The 11734-nt window shown below is 51.9% G+C and carries 12 protein-coding genes; 6 read left to right on the forward strand and 6 right to left on the reverse strand.

All coding sequences use genetic code 11. The annotated features are described in order from the left end of the window. Positions 1 to 7: 7 nt before the first annotated feature. A complete protein-coding gene (locus tag AB0A83_RS01135; RefSeq protein WP_367155199.1) occupies positions 8 to 931 on the forward strand; it encodes an S-4TM family putative pore-forming effector in 924 nt (307 codons plus the stop codon). 244 nt (positions 932 to 1175) lie between these two features. Here the strand turns inward: AB0A83_RS01135 and AB0A83_RS01140 are convergent, their stop codons facing one another. Beyond that, the gene (locus AB0A83_RS01140) at positions 1176 to 2372 is read right to left on the reverse strand and encodes a Fic family protein (protein WP_367155200.1); all 1197 of its coding nucleotides are present in this window, start codon (positions 2370 to 2372) and stop codon (positions 1176 to 1178) included. A 51-nt stretch (positions 2373 to 2423) separates the two neighbouring features. On the opposite strand from AB0A83_RS01140, the gene AB0A83_RS01145 reads away from it, so the two are divergent. From AB0A83_RS01145 to AB0A83_RS01155, 3 genes are all read left to right on the forward strand, one after another. Continuing rightward, entirely contained in the window at positions 2424 to 2567 is a 144-nt protein-coding gene (locus AB0A83_RS01145) for a hypothetical protein (RefSeq protein WP_367155201.1), read from the forward strand. A gap of 260 nt (positions 2568 to 2827) precedes the next feature. Continuing rightward, positions 2828 to 3064 carry a hypothetical protein gene (locus AB0A83_RS01150; RefSeq protein WP_367155202.1) on the forward strand — a complete coding sequence of 79 codons (237 nt, stop codon included), beginning with the start codon at positions 2828 to 2830 and terminating at the stop codon, positions 3062 to 3064. 69 nt (positions 3065 to 3133) lie between these two features. Further along, positions 3134 to 3901: a tyrosine-type recombinase/integrase gene (locus AB0A83_RS01155; protein WP_367155203.1), complete on the forward strand. Its 768-nt coding sequence runs from the start codon at positions 3134 to 3136 to the stop codon at positions 3899 to 3901. A gap of 89 nt (positions 3902 to 3990) precedes the next feature. Here AB0A83_RS01155 and AB0A83_RS01160 read toward each other — a convergent pair whose 3' ends face one another. From AB0A83_RS01160 to AB0A83_RS01170, 3 genes are all read right to left on the reverse strand, one after another. Further along, on the reverse strand, positions 3991 to 4278 hold the full coding sequence (locus AB0A83_RS01160) for an ArsR family transcriptional regulator (RefSeq protein ID WP_367155204.1): 288 nt from the start codon (positions 4276 to 4278) through the stop codon (positions 3991 to 3993). A gap of 225 nt (positions 4279 to 4503) precedes the next feature. Then, complete coding sequence (locus tag AB0A83_RS01165; protein WP_150051716.1) at positions 4504 to 5703, reverse strand: ABC transporter permease; 1200 nt, start codon at positions 5701 to 5703, stop codon at positions 4504 to 4506. Between the two features lie 2 nt (positions 5704 to 5705). Further along, the gene (locus AB0A83_RS01170) at positions 5706 to 6911 is read right to left on the reverse strand and encodes an ABC transporter permease (protein WP_150046146.1); all 1206 of its coding nucleotides are present in this window, start codon (positions 6909 to 6911) and stop codon (positions 5706 to 5708) included. Positions 6912 to 6983: 72 nt separating this feature from the next. Here AB0A83_RS01170 and AB0A83_RS01175 point away from each other — a divergent pair, with 72 nt between their 5' ends. Together AB0A83_RS01175 and AB0A83_RS01180 are read left to right on the forward strand one after the other, a co-directional pair. After that, positions 6984 to 7895, forward strand: coding sequence for a DMT family transporter (locus tag AB0A83_RS01175; RefSeq protein ID WP_232056736.1), 912 nt, complete (start codon positions 6984 to 6986; stop codon positions 7893 to 7895). Between the two features lie 169 nt (positions 7896 to 8064). After that, positions 8065 to 8997, forward strand: coding sequence for a hypothetical protein (locus tag AB0A83_RS01180; protein ID WP_232056737.1), 933 nt, complete (start codon positions 8065 to 8067; stop codon positions 8995 to 8997). A 23-nt stretch (positions 8998 to 9020) separates the two neighbouring features. Here AB0A83_RS01180 and AB0A83_RS01185 read toward each other — a convergent pair whose 3' ends face one another. After that, positions 9021 to 10103: a hypothetical protein gene (locus AB0A83_RS01185; protein WP_150046147.1), complete on the reverse strand. Its 1083-nt coding sequence runs from the start codon at positions 10101 to 10103 to the stop codon at positions 9021 to 9023. Further along, positions 10100 to 11731 carry an NAD+ synthase gene (locus AB0A83_RS01190; RefSeq protein WP_150046148.1) on the reverse strand — a complete coding sequence of 544 codons (1632 nt, stop codon included), beginning with the start codon at positions 11729 to 11731 and terminating at the stop codon, positions 10100 to 10102. Before AB0A83_RS01190 ends, AB0A83_RS01185 begins: the two co-directional genes overlap by 4 nt. Between the last annotated feature and the right edge of the window lie 3 nt (positions 11732 to 11734).

The following is an 11734-nucleotide window of genomic DNA, read 5'->3' on the forward strand; positions in this document are numbered from 1 at the left end:
AAAATTTATGGATAATGAAATAATACTTAAGCAGAATAGAGCGGAAAACTTAGATTGCCTGGCGGCAATGCGTTACTTATACAGCAATGCTAAGTTTTATATGAAATGGCAGGTGTTTTTTAATGTAATTTTTATAGCCGTATTCTCCATAGTCGCTTATCTAACAAACAGCGATTTATTGTGGTTTAAATATGATATGTCTGCTCATCTGGCCTTTTTTAGTATTGTAGTAACCCTTATGAACACATTGGTATTTGTTCCGGTAATAAAAAGCAAAAAAGAGTTAGCAGCAAAAATACAAGAAAAATTTGATACAAATGTTTTATCTTTTGATTGGAATGATGTAAATATTGGTAATCCTCCTGACAACGAAATTATAAAACTTTTTTCCGAAAGGTTTAAAGAGAAAAGGAATTATTCAGAGTTGAAGGATTGGTATGCCAAATCTGTGGCAAATGTTCCGTTTTATGTTGCAAGATTTCTTTGTCAAAGGTCTAATCTTGTGTGGAATGTTGGCTTAAGAAATGAGTACATAAAGTACATTTTTAAATTTTCCGTTATTTTTGGTCTTGTAATAGCTGTATTTGGCTTTTTGTCAGATATTACATTTAGTAATTTTGTGCTCAATGTTGCGACTCCGTTATTGCCAATTCTTACTTTTTGCATAGAGCAATACAGAGAAAACAAGGATTCCATTGAAAATCTTGAAAAACTTAAACAGGATATGGACTCATACTGGCAGGAATTGATTGGAAATAAAGACTCAATCGAAAATGATGTTTTTGCTAGGAGAATTCAAGATGAAATTTACAAAAACAGAAAGGACAATCAGCTATTTTTTGATGAAATTTATGATAAATTAAAAAATAAGTATGAAGATGCAATGTACTATAATGTTAATCAAATGATCGAAAAATATAATAGAAGTTAGGGCCGTAGGCTGGGTTAAGCAACGCGAAACCCAGCAAAAGCTTTAAAACAATCTATTTCCCTTGCATTAAAACAATCATTTGTATATCTCAAATAATCACCTTCGACGCTGGGTTTCATTATCATTTAACCCAGTCTACATTAGCAAACCGACCGTCGGCTTATGGCGAACACAAACGCTCTGACTGCCAGTGTGTACTGATTGAAATCCAGCCAAACCGAATTCGCCTGAGCAACTCAACACATCAGCTCTCAGCAAACAACCTCGGAAACAGCATGTCAATGGATTGGCTGGTAAATCGCAGCGATATGGGGCCTTTGGGGGTCTGTGAATTGACGATGCCATCCTTGACCAAATCGGCCAACACCATGCGGGCGCTGCGTTCTTTCAGGCCGGTCACCCGCTCTGCTTCGCCGCGCGGCATTTCCCCTTGCAACAGAATCCGCTGCAAAATGAAAAAGGCTTCAGGTCGCAAACCTTGTCTTTCGGTGTAGATTTTCAATCGGTTGGCGAGTTGATCGAACTCGAACAATGAGGTCATGAATTTTGCCTGATCGATACAGACCGACAGGAACCATCTAACAAATTCGGTTAATGCTTGCTGCGACAGGTTACCGCGCCCATCCAAATCGCCTTGTCTTGGGCTATCGGCGACATCCATCATCTGTTTATATTCTTGCCTGCTGTTCAGGCCGCGAGCCAATCCCCTGGAAATCGACCATAACCCGAATGCGCCGATTCCGGCCTTAAGCCCCATGGCGTGGCTCATTAATCGGCTGACACGGCCATTACCATCGGGAAACGGGTGAATAAAGGCCAAACGGTGATGCGCAGCGGCCATCGCTAAAATTCGGCTGCCTTTGCCCATGGTTTCAAGCCGGTAACGCTGTTCGAAGTGCCGCATGAAATCCGTCACCGCTTCACTGCTGGGTGGCAGGTGGCGACCGACAGCCACATCATGAACAGTTAACGATCTGAATTCCCCTGGCACCATTTTGAAGTCTTGTTGGCCTTGCTTGATCATCAGCATCTCATCACTGGCGTCTCGGTAGAACTCGGCATGCAGCCATTGCAAAAAATCGCAAGACGCCGGTTCCGGCAAAGCATTTTGCGTGTGCATCTCGTCGATCAGTTTTTGCACACGAATATGCGCTCTGGCTTCGATCTGTAAATTGCGCCTGGCTTGATCGTTATCGAGTTCGTTGGCCAATGCGCGTTCGATATCGCGGGGCAGAGTGTTATGGCCTTCAATCAGATTCGAGTAATAGCAATTCATGATTCGCACCATATCGGCCAGGCTGGCTGCGGCATCGGGATGTAATCTGGCACCTAGCTGCTCAGTCAGTGAGGTCAATTCAGCCACCAAATCGACTACATCCAGCGGCGGATTTTGCAGCAGACAAGGCTCGATGCAATATATTGTTTCGGTTGGTGTTGGCATGCCGATCTTTAACTAATCTAATGAATTGTTTTTCATAGACTAATTATACAGATGGCTAAAATTATTGCCGATTTTGTTGCCGATACAATAAAACCAGATAATCAGCTGATTTCATTGAAGTTTAATGACATGTCGAAGGAAGAGAGTGCCGGTTTTGTAGGAGAACTGAGGTTGTTGGACATAAATGGCGCGTGATTAGGCGCACAATCATAGTAATGCGGTTTCACGCGTAAAATCGTCGGCGGTATCTTCCAATAGGGTAGCGCGCGTGCCACAAAAGCCAATCTTAGAAATGCCAATCGCTCAATACCCAGCCATGCGGCAGCCGTACCTGAAGACAACTTACCCTCTTTAAAAAGGTGGATGTCAGCCTGTTTTTTCAAATAGTCTGCAAATGGAAGCAATCAGCACAATCATTGGCGTAACCAGCGGTACCTATTTCGTGGCTCAAGGCGGTGATGGAAGGTATCGTAAAAAACAAGACCTTCCCCACTGAGAAACTTGCGCAAGTTTGGGCAGATGACATTGAGCACTGCATCAAAGCTATTCCATTGATGTCGCCGGCTCAGCTGTCGGCGCTGACCGAAGCCGACATCGAAGCCATGGGCGGCGCCGAGCTGTTTATCAAGGCCGGTAAACGTATCCGTTACAAGACTTTTCGCGTAGTCTGCGATGAATACCTATCTCGGTGAGGAAAGAAAGACTACAAAGGCCAGATGCAGCGGGTTGATTACTGGTGCAGGGTGTTCGGGGACCGCATCATGACCGACATCGACATCTTCGACTTGCGCGAACACGTTGACGACATGCTCGATGCAGGCGAACGGACTACCACGATAAACCGTAAAAAGGCAGTGCTGTCGAGCATCTACAAATTCGGCCTCAGTCGTGGCTATGTCGATGAAAACATCGTCCGTAGCGTGGTAGTCGATGACGACACCAAGCGTAGGGATCGGGTGTTATCGGATCAGGAGCGCCAGCGCTTGATTAAAGCCTGCCAACTGTCGCATTGGGACAAATTGTATCTGTTAGTGGTCATGGCCATGACCACCGGCGCCCGAAAAGGCGAGTTGATGAATCTGCGTTGGAACGACATCAATTTCAAAGATGGTACCGCCTTTTTAGGCGACACCAAAAACAGCACTAGCCGAGAGCTGTACCTTGCCCCGGTTGTTATTGCTGAATTGAAGCTTCACCAGGAAGTCGGTACGAACTTGATTTTTCCATCGGTCGAGCTTCCAGAGCAACCGATGGATTTCCGCGCAGCTTGGCGCAACGCCTTGAAAGCCGCCAATATCTCCGACAAAGACGTTTTGAATGCGGACGGCAGCGTTAAGATTGAGCGCTTTACCTTCCATTGCCTTCGGCACGGCTTCTGCTCAGCCTTGTCCGACGCCGGTAAAGAAATCAATCAGATCGCCAAACTAGCCGGCCACAAGAGCATTCAGACCACGATGCGTTACATCCATCAAGGCCGCGACCAGAAACGGCAAATCGTCAACGAGCTAGCGCAGGCGTTTAATCTGTAAAGACTTGCCGCCGCCTAGTTCTTGGATGAATTGGCCTACCCTTCAATTCATGACACAAATAATCGAGCTGATTGGGGCTTTACGTTTAGTCAATATGAGCACCGATCTACGTCACTCGATCCTAATCGACTATCGGCTTCCAACCATTGCTCAAGCTGATTGCGAAATGGGCCTAGCTTGGGATGGGGCTGGGATTTACGCACCGGATACACCGGTTCATCCAGCGTATGGAGATGTTTACGGATGGTGGGGCGGGATAATTTGAATTGTTTGGCCAACTCGCTGACGGTCGCTTTCTCCACAAAATGCAACCGCCGAATTTCGGCTACTTCTTCCACGTCTATCACTCCAGGATTCTCCGGCAAAAAGCCGGGCATTGAACAACCTGGGGTGGAAACTTTTCAACGCCGGTTGACAGTTTGCAGGCCGATATTCGCCCGAAATAGGGCAAAACCGGTGTCCGGACAACACATCTTCGTGCGGCGGATTAATTGTAACTCATTGATTTATAATAAATTAATTGATTTCCGTGTGGCTGCTACTTAGAATGACACAACGAATACTGGAGGTTTATAGCCATGGCTTATGGACTCAGGCCTTAACTATTCCGCTCTCAATGCTTGCAAAGGATTTAAATTGGCTGCTTTGATGGCGGGGACTACTCCGGTAGCGATGCCGATAAAAACCGAGACAAAAAAAGCACCAAGCAAATAGCTTCCGGCTAACTGAACAGGTAACGCGGGGACGAACAGGCCTGCCAAAACGACTAGGGCAATGCCCAGTACCAACCCGCCGACGCCGCCTGCGGCGCTTAGGAGGACCGCTTCTCCTAAAAACAATCGGAATATTGTGGATTTGTCCGCGCCTATCGCCCTCAATAACCCGATTTCGGTGACTCGCTCGGAAACCGCTATGCTCATTACGGTCAATATTCCCACCGACCCGACCAGTAGCGAAATGCTGCCCAAGGCAGCCACGGCCATGGTCAATACGTTCAACACCGAATCCATCTTTTCCAGCATTTGATTTTGGCTGATAAGCGTGAAATCTTCGCTGCCGTGCCGCATAATCAAACGCCGTTTGATGGCACGTTCCACATCTTCGGCGCGGGCTTGGTCGCTATACAGCACGTCGATTTCCATGACGCCTTGCCGATCGAACAGCTCCAATGCTTTACCCGCAGGAATGTAAACGGTGTCATCCAGATCGAATCCGAGTATCTGTCCCTTGGTTTGCATCACACCGGCCACGCGAAAGCGATCGTTGCCAATACGAATGCGTTGGCCGAGCGGATTGGTCGAGCCGAACAATTCCTTGCGCATTTTACTGCCCAACACCGCAAAAGCCCGCGGACTATTGAAGCTATCGTCAGGTAAAAATCGGCCTATTTCCAAATCGATTTTCCAAACCTGCGGAACGGCCGGCCCCACGCCCAAAATCGTGGTACGGCGTTGGCGTTGGCCCGCCTCTACCAGCGCATTTCCCTGCACGACGGGAACTACCGCTTCGATTTGCTCAATGCCGGCAAGGCTCGCGGCATCGTCCTGAGATAACGGACGCACCGTGCTGATGGTAGCGCCGGACAAGCCGAATGTAGTGGTTTTGCCGGGATATACGGCTATCAACCGGGTGCCGAACTGAGTAAATTCGCCCAGCACGAAGTGATGCACGCCGCGGCCGATAGAGGTCAAGATCACTACTGCGGCAATGCCGATGATCAACCCCAACGCGGTTAACAATGAGCGCTGTTTATGACTGACAATGCTGCGTAGCGCGAATTTTGCCGAGTCTTGCCAAAACATGCTCACCTTCGGCTCAAGGCATTAACCGGGTCTAACTTAGCGGCTTTTCGAGCCGGCAGTACGCCAAAGATCAAGCCTGTAGCCAATGCGACCCATACAGCAGCTAACCAGGCCCACACCGGCAAACTCACCGGAAATTCCGGATAAGCCCATGCCAATATCACGAGTCCGAGTTGCCCGATAATTGCGCCTAACAACGCGCCGGCGCAAGATAACAATGCGGCTTCAGATAGAAATAAGCCCAGCACTTGGTTTCGTGTCGCCCCCAACGCTTTCAGCAGACCAATTTCCGCAGTGCGCTGGCTCACGCTGACCAGCATGACGTTCATCACCAGCACGCCGGCCACGGTCAGACTGACTGCCGCGATGCCGGTTACGGTAAGCGTCAGCGCGCCGAGAATTTTGTCGAAGGTGCCGACTACGCTGTCTTGGGTAATGATGGTGATGTCGTCTTCGCCTTCGTGGCGCATTTGGATCAATTGCCGCACTTCGGCTTGTGCTTTGCGCATCGCCGAATCGGATGGCGTTTCGATCAAAATTCGAAACAAGGAATGACTATCAAATAATGCCATCGCCGCAGCAACCGGCACGATGACCAGCTCGTCGAAACCTACGCCTATCGACTGACCCTCGGCTGCCAACACGCCGATCACCCGAAAACGCCTATCATTAATCCGCAGCCATTGCCCGATTGCCGGACGGCGGGCGAACAACTCTTCGCGGATGGTTCTGCCGATGACGCAAACCGGCATCTCACTATCGATTGCCGATTCCGGCAAAAATCGGCCTTGCTCCACGCTCAAATGCCGCACCCGTAGCAAGGCATGGGTAGAACCCATGATATTGGTTTCCCGCTCCAACCGGCCGGCGGAAATCGGTGCCGAACCGACGGCAACCGGCGCCATCGCGGCGATGTGGCGAATTTTGAGCAAGGCACCGGCATCGTCCAAGGTCAAGTCGCGCGGGGTCTCGCCGAAAACCGGCGGATGGCCGCCGGTGGTTTCGTTTCTACCCGGCAGTACGATTAGCAGATGTGTGCCTAAAGCCTCGAATTCGTTGACCACATACTGCCGGGCACTGTCGCCCAGCGCGGTCAGCACGCAAACAGCGGCTACTCCGATGCTCATCGCCAATACGATCAGGCCTGAGCGTAACGGCTGGGTTTTGACGGCTTTAGCGGCTTGTACCAGAGTGTCACGCAATTGCATGACGGCAGTGTATCGCTATTGTAAATAAAGACCCAGCCTTATTCCGAGTACACTAAACCATTGTTTGCTCAGATGAGTTCCGTGATTTCGAAATTATTACTCTTGCATCGGTCGGCTTGGATATGCAGCATTGCCCGTCGAGGTCTGTTGCAGATGGTGCTGGCTTGCATATTCTTTTCGTTGATGAACGCTTGCGTGTACGGTATTCGCCAATTGGACGGCAGTTTGCCGGCTACGGTAATCAGTTTCGTCCGCATTGTCTGTAACTTGTTGGTAGTGTGGATTCCGGCCAGTTTAAGCCGTCGGGCCGGCGAGCTGATCGGCGACAAGCGACCGTCGTTGTGGTTACGCGGTTTGTTCGGCACTATCGCACTGATGTTGTCGTTCACGGCGATTACCCGAATCGGGCCGGGCGAAAGTGCGTTTTTAGCCGCCAGCAGCGGAGTATTTGTTGCCTTGCTAGGGCCGTGGGTTTTGGGCCAGAGCAATAGCTTTTTGGGATGGCTGGCAATTTTGGGTTCGTTTGCCGGTGTCGGCTTGATGTTTCAACCAAGCGCCACTCCTGCCGATTATTTGGGCCGAGCCATGGCCCTGGCGGCGGGTTTTCTATCGGCGTTAGCCTATTTGATGGTGGCGCGAGCCGGGCGCAGCAACTCGCCGCAATCGGTGATTTTTTATTTTTGCCTGGTGGCATTGATGGTGCATCTGGCTTACTTTGCCGTTTACGGCTATCGCTTGCCGCAGGGTTGGCGTATCTGGACGTTGCTGCTGGCCGCCGGCTTATTAGGTAGTGCGGCACAAATGGCGATGACGCGCGCCTATCAACAAGCGCCGGCCGCCATGGTGAGTGCCGTCGGCTATTTGGCGCCGGTATTGAGTTCGATCTGGGCTGTTTTGTGGTTCGCGCGCGTGCCGGACGGTACGACGTTATTGGGCTCCGCACTGATCCTACTGTTCGGCGTCCTATTGCCGTTTTTGCGTTGATGTTGCCTTAGGACAACGAATGTTACATTGTTGCCACAACGGTGCGCGTTGCACCATCTGATTCACGCTGGATTGCGAGGTTATTCGCCAAGACATTGAAATGTATTGCTTAAATCATGGCGCACTACTTGCTTTACTAGAAGTGTTTTCGTAAACACGAGGTGAGCTTATGGCAACCTGTCAACGTTTTAGCGATATCTCCGTATCGGAACGGATTCTGAACAGCTTGTTTTTACTCAGTATTGCCGTGGGTTATTTGTTTTCGCTGGGGCAAGTATTTTTCACCCATCAAGGTCGCGACGGCGCACCGGGGATTTCGGTGGCGGATATCGCGATTGCTTATCACGGCAGCCCTGATCAAACCCGTTTGGCCGCAGCCATCAATGGCCCCATGGCCGGAAATTTGAAATCGCCCGCCGATAAGTCGGCCATTCTGGATTGGATAGACGCCGGCGCACCGCAGGCTTGGTATCAATCGCAAATCGCCCCAATATTGCAGCGCGACTGTCTCGGCTGTCATGCCCCGGCTAGTGGGATGAATGTGCCGCCTTTGACCAGTTACGAACACGTCGTCAAATTAACGGAATCGGATCGCGGCGCATCGGTGCCTTCGCTGGTGAGGGTGTCGCATATCCACGTATTCGGTATCGCGTTCATTCTGTTCTTTGTCGGCAGATTATTCATCCTGTGCGAGATTCCGGTTTGGTTGAAACGCCTGACGATCGGTATTCCTTTTATGAGTATGCTGACCGATATTTTTGCTTGGTATCTAACCAGGGAGAATCCGGGGTTCGCCTATTTGTTGATTGTCAGCGGCGGGCTGATGGGTTTGTCGTTGAATTTTCAAATCGGCTTGAGTCTGTACCAAATGTGGCAACCGGAACTGAACTGGCGGCAAATCTACTCAGGCGCTAAAGCCAGCGTATGTCAATTGACCGCCTCCGTTTGCTTAGGCGTAAGCTGGGCGAAAGATCTGGCTTCGCCGGCTTTGCAGGCCTTTTGGGCGTCGGTCAACGACAGCCGTAGCCACGACGGGTTACGGCATTTTACGCTTAACATCGGCAAGCAAATACACGATAAGTTGGTCCGGGCAAAACGCTAGACAAGAGTCCGGAGACTATCGGGCTAGCCTTGCTCTATTTGTTGCAGATAGCTGCGGGCGATTTTACGCAATCCGTTGGCGGACAAGTCCAACCCCAGCGGGGTCGTAACGGTTTCCAGCTCGTGCATGACGTCGGTCGGTGCTAACAGGGTTAAAAAGCGTAGCCCCTCAGCGCCCGGAATATGGTTGGCGACAGTGCGCAGCAACGGGGTCAGATCGCTCCAAGAATCGTTTAAAAAACGGCGTAGCGGATCGGCGGCTTCAGGTGTTGCCAGCAGCGCTTGTTCTAAGGTTACTCCGGCTTTCTGCAACATGGTTTGCAAGCCGGCGCGCTGAGCCTCTCCGCCGCTTAACTTGGCGTTGGTGATGGCTTGACCCAACGAGCCCTGCCATTTTTGCCAAACTCGCCGCCATTGCTGCATCTCTTCTGGGTTGAACGGCGCGCTGACCAAGTTGCCGGCCGGTGGTCGGTTGGCGCTGAATGCGACGTCCAGCACGATGTTGCCGGCATTGGCTTGCACCTTGCGGAACCGCAAGCTGTTGACGGTATCGTACAATTGCTCGCTGTTTTCGTCCGGCACGAAAGGCAGCAAGCCTTTGACGATATCGCCGCGAGCGCTGGCCAAGTCGATTTTCAAGGCAGCCAAACGCGGCGCAACGGCTTGCTGCAGCAAGTCTTGCAACTGGGCAATGTCCAATTTGCGGCCCTGATTGTCGAAGGCATCGATGTGCGTCACCGGAAAGCTCAACACATTGCCGGAGGCGTCCAGCGTCGGCGCCTGCAGCGTTTCCAATATGCCGTTCCATTCCACCAACTTCATGCAATTATTGCCGAGCTGTGCGCCGAACCTGGCATGCACGTGGTTGCTGATTTTCACCTGGCCATCCGCGCCGGCAAGCTGCGGGTTGGCCAAGTCGACATAATTGCATTGTTTGGCGTCTTTCCATACCCGGGCGCTTTGTCCGTTGCCGGTGAACAGTTGACTGACCAACACTTGGCGAATCAAGCGGTAATCCATCGGCACGGACAACGTCGTTTCGGCACCGAAGCTCGCCAAGCTAAAACCGAGCGAGCAAATCAATATGAAACAGCGTTTGATGGTCATGATTTATCTCCGCTCAGTTGCATGGCGCCGCGATACGCCGAGGATATCGGATAGCGCCGGTCGCGGCCGAAAGCGCGGGCGGTAATGCGGATACCCGGCGGCGATTGGCGGCGTTTGTACTCGTTTCTGTCCACCAAGCCGATTGCCCGCTCCACGGCTGCGCGCGGGTAACCCAGGGCGACGATTTCAGCCGCCGATTTATCCTGCTCTATATACAAGGCCAGAATCGGGTCCAAAATCGCATAGGGCGGCAAGGAGTCTTCGTCTTTTTGATCGGGGGCCAGTTCCGCCGACGGCGGACGTTCCAGCACGCGCTGCGGAATGACAGGGGAAATGCCGTTGCGGTATTCGGCCAGTTTATAGACCAGCAGTTTGGACACGTCTTTCAGCGGAGCGAAGCCGCCGGCCATATCGCCGTACAGCGTGGCGTAACCGACGCTCATTTCGCTTTTGTTGCCGGTAGTCAACAGCAGTTTGCCTTGTTTGTTGGACAGCGCCATCAGCAAAACGCCGCGGCAGCGGGCTTGGATGTTTTCTTCGGTGGTATCTTTTTGGGTACCGACAAACAACGGCGCCAGCATGTCGGTAAACGCGTTCACTGCCGGTTCTATCGGAATCGTATGCAGCTTGACCCCCAACGCCGCCGCTTCCAAGGCGGCGTCTTCGTTGCTCATGCCCAGGGTGTAACGCGAGGGCATCGACACCGCTTCCACCCGGTCGGCACCCAAGGCGTCGACCGCCAGCGCCAACACCAAAGCGGAATCTATGCCGCCCGACAAACCCAAAATCGCACCTTGAAAGCCGTTTTTGCGCACATAATCGCGTATACCCAACACCAAGGCTTGATATTCGCTGACCACCGGTTGGTACAGCGGGGCTACCTCGGCCGGCTGCGGACCTTGAGGGCCGAATTCGACCACGCTGAGCTGTTCAACGAATTCGGCGGCGCGGAACACGATGTCGCCGTTTCGGTCGGCAACAAAGGAGGCGCCGTCGAATACCAACTCGTCCTGACCGCCGATCTGATTCACGTATACCAAGGGGATTTGCGCTTCTCGCACTTGGCGGCAAATGATGGTCTCGCGCTCTTGCATCTTGCCGGCGTTGAACGGAGAAGCGTTCAACGCCAGCACGATGTCCGCCCCGGCCGCACGGTTTTCGGCGATGATCCCGGGCTGCCAGATGTCCTCGCAAATCGCCAGCGCCAGCTTAACCTGGTTGACCTCGAACACTCTGATCCGGTGGCCGGCATGGAAATAACGCCGTTCGTCGAATACCCCGTAATTGGGCAGAGCTTGCTTGTGGTATTCGGCGACGATGGCACCGTCACGCACAACCACCGCAGCATTGAACACTTGTCGGCCGTGCAGTTGCGGATAGCCGATGACCGCAACAATTCCGTCGATTTGCGCGGCTAGTTCGGCTAGCGCGCGTTGCGCATCCTGAACGAAGTCGGCGCGCAGCAGCAAGTCCTCTGGCGGATAACCGGTAACGCACAACTCCGGAAACACCACGACGTCGGCTTGTTGCTGCTTGGCTTGATCGACGGCGCGCGCTATTTTTTTGACGTTACCGGCGATATCGGCGACGCTGAAATTCAATTGGGCGAGAGCGATTTTTAAGCTCATGGA

It is taken from the genome of Methylomonas sp. HYX-M1, from assembly GCF_040741385.1.
In the GTDB taxonomy this organism is placed as follows: Bacteria; Pseudomonadota; Gammaproteobacteria; order Methylococcales; family Methylomonadaceae; genus Methylomonas; species Methylomonas rhizoryzae.